General features: G+C 66.2%; 22 protein-coding genes and 2 pseudogenes. 13 read left to right on the top strand and 11 right to left on the bottom strand.

The annotated features are described in order from the left end of the window. Positions 1-202 precede the first annotated feature (202 nt). Positions 203-594, bottom strand: a pseudogene (locus AB0L82_RS41390) (VOC family protein). A 364-nt stretch (positions 595-958) separates the two neighbouring features. On the opposite strand from AB0L82_RS41390, the gene AB0L82_RS41385 reads away from it, so the two are divergent. The 7 genes from AB0L82_RS41385 (at position 959) to AB0L82_RS41355 (ending at position 5,803) form a co-directional block, all read left to right on the top strand. After that, positions 959-1,663, top strand: a complete 705-nt coding sequence (locus tag AB0L82_RS41385; RefSeq protein ID WP_364650243.1) for an enoyl-CoA hydratase-related protein — start codon at positions 959-961, stop codon at positions 1,661-1,663. A gap of 443 nt (positions 1,664-2,106) precedes the next feature. Then, positions 2,107-2,622: a hypothetical protein gene (locus AB0L82_RS41380; protein ID WP_364650240.1), complete on the top strand. Its 516-nt coding sequence runs from the start codon at positions 2,107-2,109 to the stop codon at positions 2,620-2,622. Between the two features lie 182 nt (positions 2,623-2,804). Next, positions 2,805-3,227: a MarR family transcriptional regulator gene (locus tag AB0L82_RS41375; RefSeq protein WP_364650237.1), complete on the top strand. Its 423-nt coding sequence runs from the start codon at positions 2,805-2,807 to the stop codon at positions 3,225-3,227. Between the two features lie 68 nt (positions 3,228-3,295). Further along, the gene (locus AB0L82_RS41370; RefSeq protein WP_364650234.1) at positions 3,296-3,829 is read left to right on the top strand and encodes a DUF6790 family protein; all 534 of its coding nucleotides are present in this window, start codon (positions 3,296-3,298) and stop codon (positions 3,827-3,829) included. 33 nt (positions 3,830-3,862) lie between these two features. Next, positions 3,863-4,486 (top strand): TMEM175 family protein, encoded by a 624-nt coding sequence (locus AB0L82_RS41365; RefSeq protein ID WP_364650231.1) that lies wholly within the window; start codon positions 3,863-3,865, stop codon positions 4,484-4,486. Positions 4,487-4,574: 88 nt separating this feature from the next. Next, positions 4,575-5,069, top strand: a complete 495-nt coding sequence (locus tag AB0L82_RS41360; protein ID WP_364650228.1) for a hypothetical protein — start codon at positions 4,575-4,577, stop codon at positions 5,067-5,069. Positions 5,070-5,191: 122 nt separating this feature from the next. Continuing rightward, positions 5,192-5,803, top strand: coding sequence for a transcriptional regulator (locus AB0L82_RS41355; RefSeq protein ID WP_364650225.1), 612 nt, complete (start codon positions 5,192-5,194; stop codon positions 5,801-5,803). Here the strand turns inward: AB0L82_RS41355 and AB0L82_RS41350 are convergent. Together AB0L82_RS41350 and AB0L82_RS41345 are read right to left on the bottom strand one after the other, a co-directional pair. Next, positions 5,790-6,551 (bottom strand): hypothetical protein, encoded by a 762-nt coding sequence (locus AB0L82_RS41350; protein ID WP_364650222.1) that lies wholly within the window; start codon positions 6,549-6,551, stop codon positions 5,790-5,792. The genes AB0L82_RS41355 and AB0L82_RS41350 overlap by 14 nt on opposite strands. 129 nt (positions 6,552-6,680) lie before the next feature. Continuing rightward, entirely contained in the window at positions 6,681-6,815 is a 135-nt protein-coding gene (locus tag AB0L82_RS41345; RefSeq protein WP_364650219.1) for a hypothetical protein, read from the bottom strand. 338 nt (positions 6,816-7,153) lie between these two features. On the opposite strand from AB0L82_RS41345, the gene arr reads away from it, so the two are divergent. After that, on the top strand, positions 7,154-7,567 hold the full coding sequence (gene arr, locus AB0L82_RS41340; RefSeq protein ID WP_364650216.1) for an NAD(+)--rifampin ADP-ribosyltransferase: 414 nt from the start codon (positions 7,154-7,156) through the stop codon (positions 7,565-7,567). 50 nt (positions 7,568-7,617) lie between these two features. Here the strand turns inward: arr and AB0L82_RS41335 are convergent, their stop codons facing one another. After that, on the bottom strand, positions 7,618-8,085 hold the full coding sequence (locus AB0L82_RS41335) for a carboxymuconolactone decarboxylase family protein (RefSeq protein ID WP_364650213.1): 468 nt from the start codon (positions 8,083-8,085) through the stop codon (positions 7,618-7,620). 173 nt (positions 8,086-8,258) lie between these two features. Here AB0L82_RS41335 and AB0L82_RS41330 point away from each other — a divergent pair, with 173 nt between their 5' ends. Further along, positions 8,259-9,149, top strand: coding sequence for an RNA polymerase sigma-70 factor (locus tag AB0L82_RS41330; protein WP_364650209.1), 891 nt, complete (start codon positions 8,259-8,261; stop codon positions 9,147-9,149). Positions 9,150-9,216: 67 nt separating this feature from the next. On the opposite strand, the gene AB0L82_RS41325 is transcribed toward AB0L82_RS41330, so the two are convergent. Beyond that, positions 9,217-9,552 (bottom strand): cupin domain-containing protein, encoded by a 336-nt coding sequence (locus AB0L82_RS41325; RefSeq protein WP_364650206.1) that lies wholly within the window; start codon positions 9,550-9,552, stop codon positions 9,217-9,219. A 71-nt stretch (positions 9,553-9,623) separates the two neighbouring features. Here AB0L82_RS41325 and AB0L82_RS41320 point away from each other — a divergent pair, with 71 nt between their 5' ends. Continuing rightward, a complete protein-coding gene (locus tag AB0L82_RS41320) occupies positions 9,624-10,550 on the top strand; it encodes a helix-turn-helix domain-containing protein (RefSeq protein ID WP_364650203.1) in 927 nt (308 codons plus the stop codon). Between the two features lie 7 nt (positions 10,551-10,557). Here the strand turns inward: AB0L82_RS41320 and AB0L82_RS41315 are convergent, their stop codons facing one another. From AB0L82_RS41315 to AB0L82_RS41305, 3 genes are all read right to left on the bottom strand, one after another. Beyond that, positions 10,558-11,274 (bottom strand): PP2C family serine/threonine-protein phosphatase, encoded by a 717-nt coding sequence (locus AB0L82_RS41315; RefSeq protein ID WP_364650201.1) that lies wholly within the window; start codon positions 11,272-11,274, stop codon positions 10,558-10,560. Positions 11,275-11,388: 114 nt separating this feature from the next. Further along, complete coding sequence (locus tag AB0L82_RS41310; RefSeq protein ID WP_364650198.1) at positions 11,389-13,266, bottom strand: VWA domain-containing protein; 1,878 nt, start codon at positions 13,264-13,266, stop codon at positions 11,389-11,391. Positions 13,267-13,682: 416 nt separating this feature from the next. Next, positions 13,683-13,994: an EthD family reductase gene (locus tag AB0L82_RS41305; RefSeq protein ID WP_364650195.1), complete on the bottom strand. Its 312-nt coding sequence runs from the start codon at positions 13,992-13,994 to the stop codon at positions 13,683-13,685. A gap of 155 nt (positions 13,995-14,149) precedes the next feature. On the opposite strand from AB0L82_RS41305, the gene AB0L82_RS41300 reads away from it, so the two are divergent. Further along, on the top strand, positions 14,150-15,049 hold the full coding sequence (locus AB0L82_RS41300) for a LysR family transcriptional regulator (protein WP_364650192.1): 900 nt from the start codon (positions 14,150-14,152) through the stop codon (positions 15,047-15,049). 91 nt (positions 15,050-15,140) lie between these two features. On the opposite strand, the pseudogene AB0L82_RS41295 reads toward AB0L82_RS41300, so the two are convergent. Both AB0L82_RS41295 and AB0L82_RS41290 read right to left on the bottom strand, forming a co-directional pair. After that, a pseudogene (locus AB0L82_RS41295) lies at positions 15,141-15,884 on the bottom strand (LLM class flavin-dependent oxidoreductase); the annotation flags it as partial. Between the two features lie 102 nt (positions 15,885-15,986). After that, complete coding sequence (locus AB0L82_RS41290) at positions 15,987-16,973, bottom strand: aldo/keto reductase (RefSeq protein WP_364650189.1); 987 nt, start codon at positions 16,971-16,973, stop codon at positions 15,987-15,989. 214 nt (positions 16,974-17,187) lie between these two features. On the opposite strand from AB0L82_RS41290, the gene AB0L82_RS41285 reads away from it, so the two are divergent. Next, entirely contained in the window at positions 17,188-18,057 is an 870-nt protein-coding gene (locus AB0L82_RS41285; protein ID WP_364650186.1) for a helix-turn-helix transcriptional regulator, read from the top strand. Between the two features lie 14 nt (positions 18,058-18,071). Here the strand turns inward: AB0L82_RS41285 and AB0L82_RS41280 are convergent, their stop codons facing one another. Then, entirely contained in the window at positions 18,072-18,512 is a 441-nt protein-coding gene (locus AB0L82_RS41280) for a DUF6069 family protein (protein WP_364650183.1), read from the bottom strand. A gap of 153 nt (positions 18,513-18,665) precedes the next feature. On the opposite strand from AB0L82_RS41280, the gene AB0L82_RS41275 reads away from it, so the two are divergent. Further along, the gene (locus tag AB0L82_RS41275) at positions 18,666-19,106 is read left to right on the top strand and encodes a MarR family transcriptional regulator (RefSeq protein ID WP_364650180.1); all 441 of its coding nucleotides are present in this window, start codon (positions 18,666-18,668) and stop codon (positions 19,104-19,106) included. Positions 19,107-19,144: the final 38 nt, after the last annotated feature.

The raw sequence follows: 19,144 nt of genomic DNA, 5'->3' as shown, positions 1-19,144 counted from the left end.
TTTTGAACCGTTCGAACACCTCTTCAATGTAGCTGTTCTCGGGTTGTTGACCTTCAGACGAGATGCATGGCCGAACCGCTCAACATGTCATCCGGCATTAGCGGATATTCACCGGAGGCGCGCTTGGGAGTTCGCCGGATCAGCGATACGGTTTTGCCGCCACGCCGCGATTACACGAGAGGTTAGGCACCTGCCGGATCGATCACCTCGGTGTGCTGCTGACCGCAGTGGCGGGTTGGAACAGTTCAATCAGGTTACCGGCGGGGTCGGCGAGCAGTATTTGGCGGCCGCCCGGGCCGCTGACGAGGTCGCTGCGAAATTCAATGTTGGTCGCGCGCAGGCGTTCGATCTCGGCATCGACGTCCCCCACAATGAGGTGGATGCGGTTGGCCCCCGGCCCGGTGGTCTCGGAGGGAGTGGCGCGAGCGCCGGAACTGGCTGGGCCCGAAAGCAATAGGCGTAGTGGGCCGCGGACCACATCAGCGAAGGCGGGGACGGCATCGGTGTGCAGGTCGAAGCCGAGAAGTCGACCGCTGCCTGCACATCATCGACAAGGTAGCGGACACTGGCGTACTCGGTGGTGGATGTTGCCAACGGGCAGTCCTTTCGTGAGAGTCGGCAGCAGATAGTGGACGCGGGTTTCGATTTCGGCGGCTGTGGCGCGCACAAGCTTTACACGCCCTTGCTGCCTCGCAGTCGGTACTGACCGCCGAGTCGACGTGGATCGATGCACTGCCCCGCCAAAAGGAATCGCACGTTCCAGAACCTGGTCATCGGCATGAGCGCGCAATCTCCGTGGCCGGAAGGCGCTGTGCCCCTATATGTTCCGGCAACCCGTGTCGGCCGCTTCGGTCAGCGCCAAAGTGCGGTAGCGCGGCGCTCGACAGCCTCGCTGCCGATGGGGTGCCCCCTTGCCATGGCGTGAAAGCCCGCCCCGCTGGTGGGATATGTTGACGCGATGCCGTACTTGCAGCGTGAGGGACAGGTTTTCATCCTCCAGTTGGGCAACCGGGGAGAACGCGATACGGAGAACCGGTTTCATCCGGATTGGGTTGGCGAAATGGACGCTCTGCTGGATGAGGTCGCTGCGACCTCCGGCCCCAGCGGGCTCGTCACGATCGGTGACGGGAAGTTCTACTCCACTGGCTTCGATGTGGAGTGGGCGGCGCGAAACCCGGAGCGGATCAACGAGAATGTTGCCGACCTTCTGCGGTTGTTCGCCAGAATTCTCACACTGCCGATACCGACTGTCGCCGCGATCAACGGTCATGCCTATGGTGCCGGGGCCTTTCTCGCTGTCGCACATGATCACCGGATAATGCGCCGCGATCGAGGCTACGTGTGTTTTCCCGGCGTGACGCTCGGCGTCAACTACGCTCCCGGGATGGTGGAGCTGGCACAGTCGCAGTTGCCGCTACCGGTGGCCCGTCGTGCTCTGGTCACGGGGCACCGCTACGGCGGGACCGAAGCGGTGACGACGGGCTTGGTCGACTCGCTCGCTGACGAGCACGATCTTCTGAAATCCGCTGTGGAGTGCGCCCAGCGCCTGGCCTCGACCAGCGGGCCCGCCCTCGGCCACGTGAAGTCGTCGCTCTATCGCAATGCCACCGCGGCCCTGCTCGGGTCGGTATCGGAATACAACCACGATTCCGCTTCGGGCTGAGGGGCCGCGCATATCGCACCGAAATCGGCATTTCAGGATGTCCTGCGCGACAGACGATCTCGTGACCGGCTCGACCGATAAGCGGGGCTTTACGGCAGTCAGACCCTCCTCCCTCTTCTCCGAACTGCAGTCGGCCGGCGGTGATGTGCTGTTGTGGACTGGCGTCCGCTGGAGTTGATCAGGGAGAAGGGCCGGGTTGTGTTTGATGCGACCGGCCGGGCGAGTGCTGCGCGCGAATTCCCCTCTGCGTCCGGCAGATTCGAACGTGGACTACAGGGGATCCATGCGCTGAGTGCCTCGAGAGTCGAGCGCGATTGTCGGCCCGGACATTGCACATCGTGTCGTGAGGACGGGTTACGGCTCCCATCGCAGGACAGTGATGTGATCACGGTACCCGGCACTGCGGTCACAGATCCAGCGCGGCCGTCGTAGGCTGCTCAACCGTGGACTACCTCGGCTCGATTCGAAATCCCTTGCACGACGGGCTATTCCTGCTGCTCTGTGACTCGCAGGCCCGGTACGGCGGCTGGGACGTTCACGGCACGGCGCTGGCCTGTGAAGGCAGCACCTCACTGGCGCTGGATGGACTGCGAGCCTATGTCGAGGAGGCCCACGGTGACGGCCGGTACGAGGTCCGTCGGGGCTCGGATCGAACACTGTGGATAGCGCTACCTGTCGAACCGGGGGTGCGCCCGATCGCCGCCGATGCCCTCGAACACGAGCCACGCGTTGGAACAGCTCCGGTAGGGCTCATTGATCTGCCGAGCCGAAAGCTGGTGCTGGCCTTGGCCTATCCCCCACTCAACATGGCGACCGACGGCGATTACGCGGGCATCACCCATGAGGAGGGCGAGCGTCTCGATGTCACTTTCGATGCCGCCGTCGTGGCGATCACGCGTGAGCACACCGCTACCGGACAGGTGCTGGCCTTGCGTCCGGCTCCCGAACTCAACGCCTAGGCGTCGGTCAACACGCGGGATCAGTCTCGAAATACACCGGGGTTCTGCCGCGATCCATTCGGTAAGCCCTTGTCGCGGAGGCATATTCGGCGAGAGACTCTGTGGGCGCGAAGGATTCCGGAAAGCGCCGACCGCAGCCCGGGATGAATATTAACCAGGCAAGACTCTGATACGTTCGATTCGTGGACGATGGACTCGGAGATTTGCTGCACCGTGTGGTGTACCTGCTCGGTGAGGCCGCGCGGCGGCGCGGGGGTGAGGCCGAGGGTTTGACGTATAGCCAGATACGCCTGCTGGGGATGCTGGAGGAAATCGAGCCGGTGACCCAGCATCAGTTGGCGCAGGCGCTGGCGGTGTCGGATCCGGCGGTCAGCCGGGCCTTGCGGCCGTTGGAGGCGGCCGGATTCGTCACGGTCGAAACCGACCCCGAGCATGCGCGGCGGCGGTTGGTGAGCACCACCGACGCGGGGCGCGAGGCATTCCATGGCAGCGACAGGCCGCTGCAGAACGAGTTGCGGGACGCGCTGCTCGAAGCGGGGTTCCCGTACGAGCGATACCTGAGCGACACGGCCGCGCTGGCAAAGCTGCTGGAGCCGCGTCGATAGCGCGCCGCCGCCTTCGTCGATGAAGCTAAGTCTTGCGTGGTTAATATTAACCATGCAAGACTCAAAGCATGAACGCGATGTCGTACCTTGCCCAGTCGGCTTTCCCCTTGGTGTGGATAGTGATCGCGGTTTCCGGCGCACTGATCCGAACCCGGCACAGCCCTTCGCGGGCAGCCACCCTCGAAACCTGGCAGCGATGGTGGGCCGCTGCCGCGCTCGGGGCCGGCAGCCTGTGGATGACGATCGCATTCCTGACCGCCCCGGACGTGATGGCCACCGCGATCGGCTTCGACCGGACCCCGTTCCAGTTCGAGATCGCCTTCGCCAACCTCGGATTGGCGGTCATGGGCTTCCGGGCTGTCTCTGCCGGTGCCCGCGAGCGCATCACCATCGGCCTGGGCGCCGGAATGTTCCTGTGGGGCGCGGCGATCGGCCACGTCTACCAGTGGTTCGCGCACGGCGACCACGCTCCCGGCAACACGGGCGGAGTTCTGTTGTGCGACATACTCTTTCCGGCGGTCATGATCGCCCTCGCACTGCGATCGCAACGACTCGACACTGCCGAACAGCTCACGACCGCCGCTCACCCAGCCCGCGCATAACCCCGGGGGACTCCGATGTCGTTGCACCACAACATGAATGACCACAGCGCAAGCTGGTCACCGCACCGCATCGGCGCATTCGCCGACGCCGTGATCGCAATCGCGATCACGCTGCTGGTCGTCGAGATCAGGCGCCCGCAGGAGCAGGACCTGGTCGACGCCGGCGCGCTGGCGTCATTCCTCTGGCACGAGCGGGCCTCCTTCATGGCGTTCGTGCTCGCGTTCTTCCTGCTGTGGTCGGTGTGGCGCCGCCATCACACGCTGATATACGAAGTGACACTGCTGGATCGGCTCACCCTCGCATGGCATGCGCCGCTCCTGCTGTTCGTCGCGATCCTGCCCTATTCGACAGCGGTGTTCGGGCATGCGACGGACAACAGTCTCGCGGTATGCCTGTTCGCGGTGACCTCGGCGCTACTGTTCGGCAGTGAAGGTCTGGTGCGCGAGCTGGCCGCACGACGATCCGTACTCGCCGACGGCGTCGCCACGGCCGATATCCGTTCCAGTGCCGACGCCTCGTTCGCGGTCGCCGCGGTCTTCCTCGCCACCGCCGCGCTCTGCTGGCTCAGCCCGTACGTGTGGTACGCCTGGCTTCTCGCACCACTGTCGGCCACGTTCGGTGGGCGTCTGATCGACCGGTTGCGCAGCAGCGGGTAGTCCCCGTCTCGCGGCGGATTGCACAGCCCCCGAAACTGAGGGCTCGGGAAGCCATAACGCCGTCCACGCCCGGAACGAAATAACGGGCATGAGACTGAAAAACGTTTCCCTGCAACAGTTCACATTCCGCACCGGCATCATCGCCGCGGCGATGGTCACCGCGTGGAGCGGCTTCGCCGGAGCCGCCGGAGCCAATCCCGGCGATCCGGTTGCCCAATTCACACCGACGCTGACGCGGGTTCCGGGCACCAACTGCGCCGCGATTCTCAATGCCGAGACCGTGCCACAGCCGCAGTCCGGCGTGTTCGGTGTCCGGGTGAAGATCACGCAGACCGGGGAGTCCTGCGGGGCCTACTACGTCACCGTGCATTGGCGGAACATCGGAACCGGGCTCGCCAGCGGACAGTCGCAGCGCGTCGAAGGCACGGCGGTGGTGGGGCTGCCGGACAACGTGATCACCGGCATGGGCATGGGGCCCGGCGCCGGGAAGGTGGAGGCGTGGCTCGACACATACTCCGAGGTCTACCCGCAGAATCAGGACCTCGAGCACATCGCCGGCCGCACGACGTTCACCCTGGGGTAAGTGAGCGGCGATCCGCGACCGCTCGATCGTGCTCGTCCTCCTCGATATGGAGCCGCGGCGGCTGATGTGGTCGACTGGGGCGACGGCACCGCCGGGCCGGGAGAGTGAGAGGGTCGTCTCGTATGAGTCTTGCAGCACGTTTGGAGCGGCTGGGCCGTCCGCTGGTCGAGGAGCAGCTCATGCACCCGACAGTGGCGGGAATCGCCAAAGGTGACCTCGCAGAGCCGGTTTTCCGCTCCTGGCTGGAACAGGACTATCTGTTCCTGCTCGACTACGTCCGAGTTTTCTCTCGCCTGGCCTGGCAGGCGCCCGCCGCGCATCTGGGGGATCTGGTCGATCTCGCACACGCCACTTTCCATGACGAACTCACCCTGCACCGCGGTCTGGCCGCGGAGTTCGGCGCCGATCTCGACGGTGCCGTCAAGGGTGAGCCGTGCGCGAAATACACTGCGTTCCTGCTGGATTCGGCCGCCAACTACGCCGACGGCCTGGCCGCGCTCTACCCGTGCATGTGGGGTTATTCGACGCTCGGCGGCATTCTCGCGCAGCATCCACCCGCCGACCCGCGATATCGGCGCTGGATAGACACCTATGCCGACCCCGGTTTCGCGGCGCTCACCGCCCGCTGCGCACAGATGCTCGACGAAGCGGGCGGCGATAACGCGGAGGAGCTGTTCCTGACCGGTATGCGCCACGAAATCGCTTTCTGGGACGTGCCATTCAGTCGCGGGTGAACCGGTAGGTCATATCGGTGAGCGCACCGACCTCGATCTGCGAAATCCCGGTGATGCCCAGATCGACGCAGTGATCCAGCACCAGATAGGTGGGAGCGGCACCGTTGGTGGCGCCGAGCAGCGCGTAATAGTCGTCGCTCCCCCACAGGCGCGGGCCGACCGCGACCGTGCCGTCGCGCGCGGGATTGAGCAGAGCCATGTACTGATAGAGATCGGTCGCCTCACCCGCGCCCGCGTTCTCGGTCCACATGTAATTCAGCACCGGCAGTACATAGTCGGTGACATCTTTGTCGGTGGCTTCATCGGAGGCGGCCAGCCGGTACTGATGGAACAGGATGTCCGAATTACTGAGCTTCTCCCCCGCTTCGCGCTCGGCATTCCACAGCAGGATCGCGCCCTGATCAGGGATCGGTGTGGCCAGGTATTCGGAGTCGTCATCGGTCGCGGCCGTCCACGTGGTGCGCATGGCTCGCCCGGTCGCCGATTTGGGAAAGTCCCGTATCGCCGAAGCGTAGAACTTCTCGAACAGCGCGCGGCGGTCGGCGAGCGCTGCGATCTGCGCGTCGGTGCGCGCACCCGCGCCCCTGGCGACAGCGTCCATCTTGGCGGCCCGGTCCTTACCCTTCTTGACGCATTTGTCGTACACGGCACGGAGTCTCGCGACCTTTGCGCGAGTGACCTGTTCGTCCTCGGGGATGGCGATCACGTCATCGTCCGGAGCCGCGGGAATGTCTTCATTGGATGTCATCGCACTGCCTAGCAATCAGATGTATCCCCCCTCCGATGGCAGTGTGCGCCAACGACATCGGCCGCACACGGCAATCCGCAAACAAACCGCGAGGTCAATGATCTTCTGCGAGTGAATGTTTCATCCGACTCAGAAGTATTCACCCATCAACTCGGTGGACCACTCGGGTTGGCGCAGTTCTCCCCTGGGCCCGAACTCGGTCATGTACGGCTTGATGTCGAGTACGGGCGCGCCGTCGAACGCTTCACCGCGCCCTCCCACCACCCGGCCCCGGGCACCATCTCGAGTGCGTCAGCGGAGTTCGTCATCACTGGAATACGTCCCCGGCAGACCACTATTCGGACCGCTGTTCCACACTCTGAGACCAAAGCATGTTGCGGACGAAGCAGATTGACCACCAGCGGTCCCGCAGTTAAATCACGCTCGGGTCGGTGAGGGTTTCACCGGTTTCCCGGTAGAAGTCACGCAGAGTTGCGGTATGCGGTTCCCTCTCCGCGCCCCACGGCCTCTACCTTCAGAATAAGCCACAGGCCGGGGCTTGCGGCAAGGCCCCGGTGATGCGGCAGAATCGCTCGTCCGACCAGGCAGAGGAAAGGATTCCGGTGTCCGGAAAGCTCGATGATGGACCGTTCTTCCATGGCACGATCGCGGATTTGCGCGTGGGCGATTTACTTACCGCGGGCCGCCCATCGAACTACCGCCGTGAGATCGTCATGAACCACATCTATTTCACCGCTCTGGTCGATGGGGCGGGCCTCGCCGCGGAGATCGCCGCGGAACTGACCGAGGGTGAGGCGATTCCGCGGGTCTACGCGGTGGAGCCGACCGGGGAGTTCGAGAACGACCCGAACGTGACCGACAAGAAGTTTCCCGGCAACCCGACCCGGTCCTACCGCAGCACCGCCCCGCTGCGCATCATCGGTGAGATCACCGACTGGACGCGCCTCACACCCGAACAGCTGCAGATGTGGCGGGATCGGCTTTCGACCGTGGTACGTGGCGAGATCCTGAATTGAAGGGTCACCCCTACCCCAGGGAGGCAGTGCCGGGAAACTCGTGAGATGACTCAGGCAGCGGGCTCGTAGGAGCCGCCCTGCTGGCGAACGATCACACCGAGCCGGTTGGCGGCATTGATCTGGGCGACCAGGGCGATCAGGGCCGCGGTTTGGTCGTCGTCGTAGTGCTTGCGGACCTGGGCCCAGGTCTCGTCGGAGACGCCGGGGTGGGCGTCGGCGATGCGGGTGCCTTCCTCGGCCAGGGCGAGTGCGGCCCGCTCGGCGTCGGTGTAAACCGTCGCCTCGCGCCAGGTGGCGAGCAGATTGACGCGCACCGCGGGTTCACCGGCGTGTGCGAGATCCTTGCTGTGCACGTCGGTGCAGTAGGCGCAGCCGTTGATCTGGCTGACGCGCAGCATCACCAGATCCTGTGTGGCCTTGGGCAACTCGGATTGGACGATCACCATGCTGGTATTGCCGAAACGCTTCGCGAACTTGGCGCCGAGGTCGTTGGTGAACAGGTTGAAACGGGGTTCCATGACATCGTCCTTCGAATCGTGTTGTTGTGCTTGACGACCATGAGATGCCGACAGCCCGAACCCTGTGACAGGGCTGAGCTGTGACCCATCCCACTGCGCCGTACAGTCACAAAGCGGCCCGCTCCGGCATCTCATGTCCGCGAGACAAGATCGAACGGAAGGGAAGTGCTGACGTGAGCCAGCCTGGCAACCCCGCCACAGAAACGTTTGTGGCCCATCGGAATCTGCTGTTCACCATCGCCTACGAGATGCTCGCCTCGGCCGCGGACGCCGAGGATGTGCTGCAGGAGACCTGGATGAAATGGATCGGCGTGGATCTGTCCACCGTGCAGGACCGGCGCGCCTACCTGGTCCGCATCACCACCCGCCAGTCCCTCATGCGCCTGCGCAGCCTCGGCCGCCGCAGGGAGTCCTACGTCGGCCCCTGGCTGCCCGAACCGCTGCTCACCGCACCGGACGTGGCCGAGGACGTGGAGCTCGCCGACAGTGTCTCGATGGCCATGCTGCTGGTCTTGGAAACCCTCACCCCGACCGAACGGGCTGTCTTCGTCCTACGTGAGGTCTTCGACCTCGACTACGACGAAATCGCCGAAGCCGTAGACAAAACCCCGGCCGCGGTCCGCCAAATCGCCCACCGCGCACGGGAACACGTCGCCGCCCGCCGCCCTCGCGGCAGCGTATCCCCGACAGACGCACGCGACGCCGTCGACGCTTTCCACCGCGCCATCGAAACCGGCGACATCCAAGGGCTTCTCGACAGACTTGCCCCGGACGTCGTCTTCCTCGGGGACGGCGGCGGCATCAAAAAGGCTGCGCTGCAACCGATTACGGGTGCCGACGCGGTCGCCACCCTACTCGCAGCGTCCCTCCCCCGCCTCGGCCGCGAAATGTCGGCCGAGCCCGCCGCCATCAACGGCTTCCCCGCCCTGATCCTGCGCCTCGACGGCGAAATCGACACTGTGATCGCCGTCCACGTCGACAACGGACTCATTACCGGTCTGTACTCCGTCCGCAACCCGGAGAAGCTGTCGCGCATGACCCACGAGACCACCCTGCACCGCTAGTACGGTGTCAGCGACGTGCCGTGTGCGGGGTCCGACTCTCCGCGAGTCCCGCGTCTGCCGTTGCCGCCTAGCCCTCGGGGTAGAAGAGGAACAGGGTGCAGCCGTTGGGGGTTGAGGGGACGTGCCAGGTACCGGCTGGGGCGTGCAGGAAGGTGCCGGCCGGGTAGTCGCCCGCGCCGTCGTTGAAGGTGCCGGTGACCACGTAGACCTCCTCCGGACCGGGCTCGTGGACGTCACGGTGGGGCCAGGAGGCGCCGGGGTCCATTTCCAGGACGTGGGCGTGCGCGCCGGAGGTGCCGTGCCATAGGGAACGCAGCCGGATGCCTGGGAACAGTTCTCGCACAGGGGATTCGGTGACGGTGGCAAACGTGTATCCGGCTTGGTCGAGGATTTCGGAGTGCATGCGCTCCACGCTGCCCGGTGGGGACGGACCGGGCGAGAGTCCGACCGGACACCATGGGGTACTTTCTTGCCATGCATCGCGTGGTTGCCCTGGTGCGGCCGGTGCAGTCGACGTTCGAGCTCGGCTGCGCGGTCGAGGTATTCGGTACGGTGCGGGCCGGGATACCGCAGCACTACGAATTCGAGGTCTGCGCCGAGACGCCCGGTGCGGTGCCGACAACAGCGGGGTACTCGATCGCGGTGGCACACGGATTGGCGGCGCTCTCGACCGCGGACACGGTCCTCATTCCCGGATGGTCACCGGTGGACGCGCCGCTGTCGGACGCTGTCCGCGAGGCGCTGCTGCGGGCGCACGCGGGCGGGGCACGGCTGGTGACGATCTGCTCGGGCGTGTTCGCGCTGGCGCGCACCGGCTTGCTGGACGGGCGCTCCGCGACGACGCACTGGGCGCGCGCCGAACAGCTCGCTCGCGAATTCCCCGACGTGCGTGTGGAATCCGGCGCGCTGTACGTCGATCACGGTGACGTCGCCACCAGCGCGGGGGCGGGTGCAGGCATCGATTTGTGCCTGCACCTGGTGCGCCGCGACCACGGCGCGGCGTATGCGGCGCTGATCGCGCGGCATATGGTCATGCCGCCGCATCGGGAGGGCGATCAGACTCAAAATCCCCTGCCCGCAACCGATCTCGACGATCTGCTCGAGTGGGCGCAGGCGCGGTTGCACGACCCGTTGTCCGTCGATGAGATGGCCTCGTATCTCAACGTCTCACCGCGCACCTTGGCCCGGCGCTTCTCCGATCACCTGGGCACGAGCCCCGGCGGGTGGCTGCTGTCCCGGAGGGTGGCGGCGGCGCGCACGCTGCTGGAGGAGACCGAACTCCCCGTGGAGGTGATCGCGACGCGCGTGGGACTCAGCTCAGCGGTGAACCTGCGGCGGCGCTTCCGCGCCCAGATGGGCACGACGCCGGGCGCCTACCGCCGCGCATTCCGTTGTCCCTGAAGATAATTCAGTTTGCCCGGATCACGATGGCGGAGGCGTTGTCGTTTCCGCCTGCCGCCGCGCAGGCGGCCAACAGCGCGCTGACAGCGGCGCGCGGCGGCGTGTTCTGACCGAGAAGACGCTCGAGGTCGTGGTAGGCGACCTGTTCGGATACCCCGTCGGTGCACAGCAGGTATCGGTCACCGGGTTTCATTGTCACGCTGAGCACGTCGGGCTCGGGCGCGGACCCGTGGCCGATATAGCGCGTCAGTTGATACCGGGCCGCCGCGGCCTGTGCCGAGTCGAACGGATACCAGCCGTGCACCGCCCCCAGCCATGCCATCGTGTGGTCGGTGGTCAGCAGTTCGAGCAGCCCGGCACGCCACCGATACACCCGGGAGTCGCCGATCTGAACGAGCCAGCAACCCTGGGGCGTGGCGATCATGGCGGTGAGAGTACATCCGGCCAGTGTCCGGAGTTCATGGCCGACGCGGCTCACCCGTGCGTGTGCTGCTGCCACCGCCTCACGAAATGTGTTCGGCCCGGGTTCTGCCGCGCGCGTGACGTGGTCGACGAAGGTATCGACGGCGATCCGTCCCGCGGCCGCGCTACCCGGACCGTCGCCCATGCCGTCGGCCACCACCGCGAGCAGCGGTCGCTCGACGAGGTGGGTGACATCGAAGTTCGCGGAGTAGCGGTTGCCGGTGTCACTGCCCACTGCGGTTTCGATGTCGAGGCGTTGCACGAGGTGAAGCCTATCCACGGCGAAATGCTGACGCCCACATGGGCGTACAGCCGGGGCTGTCACGCGTCCGGGCGATGCCGTGCCCGCCCGGACGCGCTCGGGGCGGCGTGACCGCTATCCGCGGCGACGGCGGACCAGCACGAACGCGGCGATCGCCGCGATCACGACGACCGCACCGGCGCTCACGGCGATCAGGACCGACCCGCGCCGATCATCGTCGGTCGAGGAGACCTCGCCGGGGGCCGCGGCCTGGGTGACGACCATGCCCTTGGAACCGCCGCCGGTCACCGATCCTGTTGCACCGCTTGCGTATTTCGGCCCCGGTTCTGGAGCGCCCGCCAGGGACAGATCCAAGCGGATCGGGACCGGGCGCTCGTCACCCGCCTCGACCGGCGAACCCAGCTTCACCGAGATGTAGTACCAGCCCGCGACGGCTTGGCGGGTCACCGCGGCGGTGCTGGAATCACGGTTGGCGTAGCGGATCGGAACCGTGGCGATCGGCTTGTCCGAAATGGGCAGGGACACATCGGTTCCCGTGTACACGTGGGTGTCCGAGGCGACTTCCGCGGCGACCGGCGAATACAGCACGGTCTCGATATTGGAGGTGGCCTTGGTGCCGGTGCCGCCGTTGGCGGCGAAGTTCACCCGGTACGACAGCCCCTGACCCCAGTCCGCCTTGACCCGGTAGAAGACGTACTCGCCCGGTCGCAGCGTATCGGTGTAGCGGCCCGCGCCGCCCAAGGTGGCCGCCGATGCCAGCGAACCACCGCCGGTGACCGGCAACTCCGCGCCGCCCGGGTCGGCGAACGTCGTGGTCACCTCGCTCGCGGCGGGGCCGCGATCGGTGACGCCGGGTTCGACGCCGATCATCAACTCCAGCGGCAACCGCTGCGGCAGACCGTTGGAGACCTTGTCCCAGTCGAGTTGGAAGTAGTAGCGGCCCGCCCCGTGACAGGTGCCGCCGGGCGCGCCCTCGACCGCACCCCGGAAGGTCAGGCTCACCGCCAGGGTGACGCCGTCGCTGGAATGCGATGCCTGATCGTATTCGAATACGTTGCAGTCCTTGCCATCTCGATCGAATACCCGGATGTTCATGGTGTTGAAGTCATCGGCGACGCTGATGTCCGGCAGTCGCGGAAACGACACGACACCACTGAAGTAGGCGGTGCCGTCCGCGGGCACATCCACTCCGTAGTAGCGCTTCTCGTGCTGGCCGACGGTGTCCAGGTAGTGGCCCTGGGTCGCGTCCGGGGCCGTCCGATAGTCGCCGGTACCGGTGATCGGCGTGCCCGAGGCCGCGTAATTGCGCAGGGCGGCACCGGTCATGCGAGGCAGGATCCGTTCCAGCGCTTTGCCATCCGCGGCGTCGGCGTACGTGCCACCGGTCGCCTGTGCCATACAGCTGAGCTGGGCGCGCGCCTTCTCATCGACGGCGAAACCGATCGAGTGCACGATCAGGCCAAGGCCCTGCTGCTTCAATTCCCTTGCCACATCGCAGGGTTCGGGTGGCGCGCAGGTGTCGTCGCCGTCGGAGACCAGCACGATCGACCGTGGGCCCGAGATCGGCAGCGCCGCGGCGGCCTTGCGCAGCGAGACTCCCATCGGAGTCCAGCCGCGGGCCTGGATGCCGTCCACCGCACCGGTCAACGCGCCGCGGTCCAGGGTCTCGGGGCGCTGGAGCACCTGGACGTCACTACAGCCCGCGGCCTTGTCCGCCTCGGCATTACCGGTACCGGCGCCGTAGACCGCCAGCCCCACCTTCGATTCGGTGGGAGCGGAACCGACGAAGCCGCGTACGGCGCGTTTGGCCGAATCCATCATGGTGCCATCGGCATCGGGGCGCTGCATGGATCCGGACGCATCCAGGATCAGCATGGTGGGCGCATACTGCGGCGAATCGGGACGCGCGGGCGCGGTCGCCGGCAGCAGGGACGGCAGTAGCGCGACCGTGGCGGCCGCGAACAGTGCGGTCAGTCTGGTCGTTGTCGACATGATCCTTCTCGGTCTTCGGTGCATCGTGCTTTCCGAAAATACCGATCAGAGTGTCGCGTTCACATGGGTGAGAGTCGCACTCACATACGCGAGCGTCCAAAACGCCACCGCCGCCTCGCAATTCGGCTAAGACGGCGCATTTGTGCCACGGGGTGGTCCGGAGTGGGACGTGTTCGTCGGTGTCGGTGAGCGATTCGTAGTAGGCGCCGTCCGGGCTCCGTGATCCATTCGACCGCTTCGGGCGCGCTCAGCAAAGTGCCCAGGAGACGCCGTTGACCAACCATGTCCGTACACCCGCAACCGGGCCCGCTACAGGCGAAGGCATGGTCTTCGTCCATCGACTGGCACGTGGTTATCCCGCCGGGAACCGTGGTGCGCCCTCTGGGTGGAGGGCACACCACGGTCTCGGTACCAGCTCAGACCGTGCCGTCGTGCAACGGATAGTCGATCACGACCACACCGCCGGTGGCGTAGTTGGCGACATCGGCGGAGGTGCGCTGGCCCTGGGGCGATGTCCGTGCCGCGATCATGGCGTCGGCGTCGGCGAAGTCGGCTTCGAAGACCGCGAAATACGGTGCTTGTCCGTTGCCCGCCGATACGTCGAAGCTGTACCGGCAGGCGAGCAGGCCGGGCATTTGCCTGACCAGTGGAAGGTGCTTGCTCACGTAGTAGTCGCGGAAGTGGTCGGGGTCTACGGGCGCGGGATAGAGGACCAGCAACCTATGCATGAGGGCCTCGGTTCAGCTCAGGGGTGAGTGCGGTATCGGGTATCGCGGGCGGGTGGAATGTCATATCCGCAGGTTAGGGCCTGATACATGGTCGAGGGAAAGACCGGGACGGGATAGAGTCAGAACGGATCGTTATCAATCGACGGGGAGGGCATGTGGCGCCGGATACGGTGAGCCTGCGGTACTTTCTGGTGCTGGCGCAGGAGTTGAACTTCACCCGCGCGGCCGCACGGATCGGTATCGCGCAGCCCGCACTCAGCGCACGGATGCGCCGGTTGGAGGACGAACTCGGTACGAGTCTGCTGGTGCGCGATACGCGCAGCGTCGTATTGACCACGGCCGGTGCGGCTTTGGCCGAGTCCGCGCCGCCCGCGCTGGCGGCGCTGGACCGGGCCTGGGACACCGCGCGCCAGGCCGGGGCCGGTGAATTGGGCACGCTGCGCATCGGATACAGCCTCAGCGCGGGGGCCGAGACGGCACCGGCCCTGGTGGACAGGCTCATTCACAGCAGCCCGGGACTCGAGGTCGGCGCGGTCCCGATGGCGACGCCGGAGGTCTCCCCCGCGGTCGCCGACGGCCGCATCGACGCTGGGATCACGCGCGGTGAACAGCCGGGGCGGGGCGTGCGCCGATTCCTGCTGCGCCGGGTGCGCGTGGGAGTGCAACTGGCACAACATCATCCACTGGCCGAACAGTCGGAGATCGAGATCGCCGATACGGCCGGGTATCCGCTGCGCCTGCCCGACCGTACGGCGAATCCCGTGGTGCACGATGAGCTCGCCGCAGTGTTCGCCGACACCGTGCCGAACCCTCGATTCCACACGCCCGCAATCTCTTTCGACATGGCGCAGCGTGATCTGTTCGACGGGATCACCCTCGCCCCCGCAGGGGAGACCGCGCTAGCGGTCGCACCCGCGGGTCTCACATGGCGTCCGCTGCGGGGCGCACCCGCCATGACGTTCCACCTGGTGCTGCCGCGGGTGCAGTCACCCCTGCACCACCGAGTCCGTTCGGTCGCCAAAACCCTGGCACACGAGCTGAACTGGCTGAACTGACGCGTCGGCACCGCCCGCGTGGACCGATCCGGGTCGCGCTAGCCGATGCGGGCGACTCGGTGCACACCCGCGCCTTGTCGATCCGATCGGTTCACCAGTGGGCGCCGATCAGCCGTGACGCCGCGTCGCGGATCACCGCCGCAGCCTGGGATCGAGTGCTGATCTCGGGAATCTGCACCAACCACCACGTGGCTCCGGCGGCACGATACCGGTCGGGGTCCTGATCGGCGGTTCCGGCGACGGTGACCTCGAAACCGTCCAGGCTGCCCCGGAATTCGCCGATGAGTTCGAGCATCGCGACCAAATCGGCCGGGGACGCCTCCGGGCAGCATCCGTCGAATCGAGCCGCTCGGCGCAACGGTGCCCGATGCAGTGACTGCGTCGCCACCCAGATCGGAATCCTCGGAACCTGTAGTGGCCGAGGCAGAAAACTCAACCCGTCGACCTGGAAATGCGGGCTATGGTGATCAACCACGTCGCCACTCCACAGGGCCGTGATCACCTCGAGGCTTTCGTCGAGCAATCGCGCGCGTGCCCGCGGATCGCTCTCCTCCCCGAGCGCGGTGAGCTCACCCCCGGTGTTCGACCCCAACCCGACCCCGAGCACGAACCTGCCACCGCTGAGCTGGTCCAGCGCCACCGATTGTCGTGCCACATCGTGCGGACGCCGCCGCGACAGGGGTGTCACCCGTGGACCGAACCGCACACCGCGGGTCGCGGCCGCGATCGCCGCCAGGGCGATCCACGCATCGCAGACCGGCAATCCCGGCCGCTGCGGCCGAATCACGTGGTCCCACAGGAAGACTCCGTCGAACCCCGCCGCCTCGGCTTGCGCGGCGAGTTCGGCAGAACACCGCGCTCACGCGTAGTCGACAACGACGCCTTCATTCACGACGTGGACACCGGCAATCGACGCTGGTTGGCGGGGGCTGCTGCCTCAGCGGCCGAGAGCGGATTTCAATCGCTCGGGAACGCGCTCACCGTGGATGTGCGCGGCGCCCGCATCGATGCGTTGCAGGTCGCCGGGCGTCAATTCGACCTCGAGCGCTCCCAGGTTCTCCTGCAGGCGAGGGAGTTTGGTTGTGCCGGGGATCGGCACGAACCACGGCTCCCGTGCCAGCACCCAGGCCAGAGCGATCTGGGCTGGTGTGGCTCCCTTCTCGGCGGCGATCTGCCGCAGCAGGTCGACGAGTGTGTGATTGGCCTGCCGCGCCTGCGGACTGAAGCGCGGCAGCATGCGGCGTAAGTCGTTGTCGGCCAATGATGTACGGGAATCGATGGTACCGGTCAGATATCCCTTGCCCAGCGGGCTGAACGGCACAAGGCCGATGCCAAGCGCCGCCAGGGTCGGAATGATCTCGGCGTCGAGATCTCGCGTCCAGAGCGAGTATTCGCTTTGCAGTGCCGTCACCGGCTGTACGGCGTGGGCGCGGCGGATCGTGGTGGCCCCGGCCTCCGATAGACCGAAATGCTTGACCTTGCCCTCGGCGATCAATTCCTTGACCGTGCCCGCGACCTCCTCGATGGGCACGTCGGGATCGACGCGGTGCTGGTAGAGAAGGTCGATGCGATCGGTGCGCAGACGCCGGAGCGAGGCCTCGGTCACCCTGCGGATCTGCTCGGGCCGACTGTCGAGCCCCGAGGTCGGGGTCGGGCCGTACTCGCCGTGCGCGAGACCGAATTTGGTGGCGATCACCACCCGGTCGCGGACCGGCGCGAGCGCCGCACCGACCAGTTCCTCATTGGTGAACGGGCCATAGACCTCGGCGGTGTCGAAGAATGTCACGCCGAGATCGACCGCGGCCCGCAGCAGCTTCGTCATCTCGGCCGGGTCCGGGGTCGCACCGTAGAAGAAGCTCATGCCCATGCACCCCAGGCCCAGGGCCGAGACTTCGAGGTGCTGTCCGAGTTTGCGTGTCCGCACTGGGGAATCTCCTTCGGTAAGAGGCAATCCGGCCCATTGCCCGGCTGTTCACCGGGGCCGGTAATCGCAGGTTATGGCCGCGTTGCCCGGACGGGGAGGGCCTTGCCGTACAGGTACTGCCGATACCCCGTGTCCGGTAGCGGCCGGGTGCGGGGCCGGTCGGGGGTACCGGCAGTACCTCCCTTCGCCTGCGTGCGGCGCCTACGGTGAAGGGATGACCACGATCGATTTGCGCACCGAGATCAAGGAATTCCTGAGCTCGCGTCGCGCGCGGATCGCACCCGAGCGGGCCGGTCTGCCCGCCTACGGCGGCAACCGCCGGGTCGAAGGTCTGCGTCGCGAAGAGGTGGCTCTGCTGGCGGGGATATCGGTCGACTACTACGTGCGGATGGAACGCGGCAGTCTCGCGGGCGCCTCCGACGGAGTGCTCGACGCGTTGGTCGGCGCCTTGCAACTCGACGAAGCCGAGCGCGATCATCTGTTTCACCTCGCACGGCAGTCCAGGACACCCGGCGGTGCACGCCGTCGGCGCACCGCGGTGACGGTGCGTCCGGCGCTGCACCGGGTGCTCGACGCCATCACCGCCGCGCCGGCGTGGATCTGCAACGGCCATTATGACGTACTGGCCATGAATCACCTTGCCCGCGCGCTATTTTCACCACTGCTGGTGGGCCCGCGACAGCCGGCGAACACCGCGCGGTTCGTATATCTGGATCCCGAAGCGGCACGGACGTTCTTCGTCGACTACGACCGAATCGCCCGTGACGTGGCCGCCAAGCTGCGCATGGAAGCCGGCCGCAACCCGCACGACGAGGAGCTGATCGCACTGGTTGGTGAATTGTCAACGCGCAGTGAACTATTTCGGCAGCAGTGGGCATCCCGGGACGTTCGGCTGCACCGATCCGGACGCAAGCGGGTGCAGCATCCGGTGGTGGGCCGGCTCGACCTGGACGTCGAGTCGATGGAGATGGCCGCTGACCCCGGCCTGCTCCTGAACATCTACACCGCGCCGGCCGGCACCGCGACCGCGGACGGTTTGGCGGTATTGGCGTCGTGGGCGGCCGAGCTTCACACTCCCAGTTGATAATTCCACCCTTGTCAGACCGTTCGGGGTCGCCACAGTGCGACGAACCAGATCAGGCCGGTCACGATATGCATCGATGCCAATGCGGTCTTGGTTTCGACCGTGGCCCCGGCTGCGAGCACGAGGACGATGCTGAGCAGGCTGAGGGCCAGTCCTCCCGTAGCGAGTAGTCGCCGGAACGACTGCCCTCGCCCGGCGAGGAGCACCAGCGCGACAGTTGCGATCGCGATGGCGACGAATAGGGCGCCGACGATCATGCCGACCCCGATGGTCATCGTCCGGCCGCCGCGGGGAGTGACCACCATATCGGCTCCCGCGAGCTCGGCGACGCCGAAGATCACCAGATCGGTGATCACTGCGGCCACGAAGACGACTCCCCCTGTCCCCCAAGGTGATCGGCGCTTGTGCGGCTGAACGGCCTGGGACGTGTTCGCCGGATGCTGGGCTCGAATCATCGGTTGTTCCTCCTGGATCGGCGCGCGGTGATCGGCGGAGGCTTGTCGCTGTCGGCAAGATCGCCACCCCGATTGAGTGATACCGTCACCTATTTAGGTGACGGTATCACGTAAATAGGTGAGGTCATCACCTAATGTGGATAGAATGACGGCATGAGCGACGTTCCAGCGCCCGCCGCACCCTCGATCCCGCAGGCGTTGGGGCGATTACGGGTCGCGCTCAACAACAGCTTCAGCACCGCGAGCCGCGAGGCCGGATTGACTCCGCAGCAGGCCGAACTCCTGTGCTACGCCCTGACTCCGCGCTCGATCGGAGAGCTCGCCGGGCTGCTGCACTGTGATCGCTCCAATGTCAGCCACCTCGTCGACCGCGCCGCCGCTCGCGGCCTCCTCGCCCGCCGTCCCGGCGACGACGACGCGCGCATCAGCATGATCGAACTCACCGACAGCGGACGTTCCCTGGCATCGGATTTCATGCGCCGACTCGACGAGCTCACCCACGATCTGCGGCAGGCGTGGACATCCCAGCACACCACCGCGGCCACCGGCATCCTCACCGAGATCGCCGAGACCCTCGAAGCCCGCACCACCTGACAAACCGCACCTTCGCTCCCGCACTCCGGCGCTTCGAT

Source organism: Nocardia sp. NPDC052001, from assembly GCF_040680615.1.
Lineage (GTDB): Bacteria > Actinomycetota > Actinomycetes > Mycobacteriales > Mycobacteriaceae > Nocardia.
The sequence above is the reverse complement of the archived record's forward strand: the minus strand, read 5'-3'. Positions and strand labels throughout refer to the sequence as shown.

Excerpts from the sequence above, each read along its gene's own strand:
- AB0L82_RS41385 (WP_364650243.1), top strand. The coding sequence starts at position 959 with ATGCCGTACTTGCAGCGTGAGGGACAGGTTTTCATCCTCCAGTTGGGC.
- AB0L82_RS41370 (WP_364650234.1), top strand. The coding sequence starts at position 3,296 with ATGAACGCGATGTCGTACCTTGCCCAGTCGGCTTTCCCCTTGGTGTGG.
- AB0L82_RS41365 (WP_364650231.1), top strand. The coding sequence starts at position 3,863 with ATGAATGACCACAGCGCAAGCTGGTCACCGCACCGCATCGGCGCATTC.
- AB0L82_RS41360 (WP_364650228.1), top strand. The coding sequence starts at position 4,575 with ATGAGACTGAAAAACGTTTCCCTGCAACAGTTCACATTCCGCACCGGC.
- AB0L82_RS41355 (WP_364650225.1), top strand. The coding sequence starts at position 5,192 with ATGAGTCTTGCAGCACGTTTGGAGCGGCTGGGCCGTCCGCTGGTCGAG.
- AB0L82_RS41350 (WP_364650222.1), bottom strand. The coding sequence starts at position 6,551 with ATGACATCCAATGAAGACATTCCCGCGGCTCCGGACGATGACGTGATC.
- AB0L82_RS41335 (WP_364650213.1), bottom strand. The coding sequence starts at position 8,085 with ATGGAACCCCGTTTCAACCTGTTCACCAACGACCTCGGCGCCAAGTTC.
- AB0L82_RS41325 (WP_364650206.1), bottom strand. The coding sequence starts at position 9,552 with ATGCACTCCGAAATCCTCGACCAAGCCGGATACACGTTTGCCACCGTC.
- AB0L82_RS41320 (WP_364650203.1), top strand. The coding sequence starts at position 9,624 with ATGCATCGCGTGGTTGCCCTGGTGCGGCCGGTGCAGTCGACGTTCGAG.
- AB0L82_RS41310 (WP_364650198.1), bottom strand. The coding sequence starts at position 13,266 with ATGTCGACAACGACCAGACTGACCGCACTGTTCGCGGCCGCCACGGTC.
- AB0L82_RS41305 (WP_364650195.1), bottom strand. The coding sequence starts at position 13,994 with ATGCATAGGTTGCTGGTCCTCTATCCCGCGCCCGTAGACCCCGACCAC.
- AB0L82_RS41285 (WP_364650186.1), top strand. The coding sequence starts at position 17,188 with ATGACCACGATCGATTTGCGCACCGAGATCAAGGAATTCCTGAGCTCG.
- AB0L82_RS41280 (WP_364650183.1), bottom strand. The coding sequence starts at position 18,512 with ATGATTCGAGCCCAGCATCCGGCGAACACGTCCCAGGCCGTTCAGCCG.
- AB0L82_RS41275 (WP_364650180.1), top strand. The coding sequence starts at position 18,666 with ATGAGCGACGTTCCAGCGCCCGCCGCACCCTCGATCCCGCAGGCGTTG.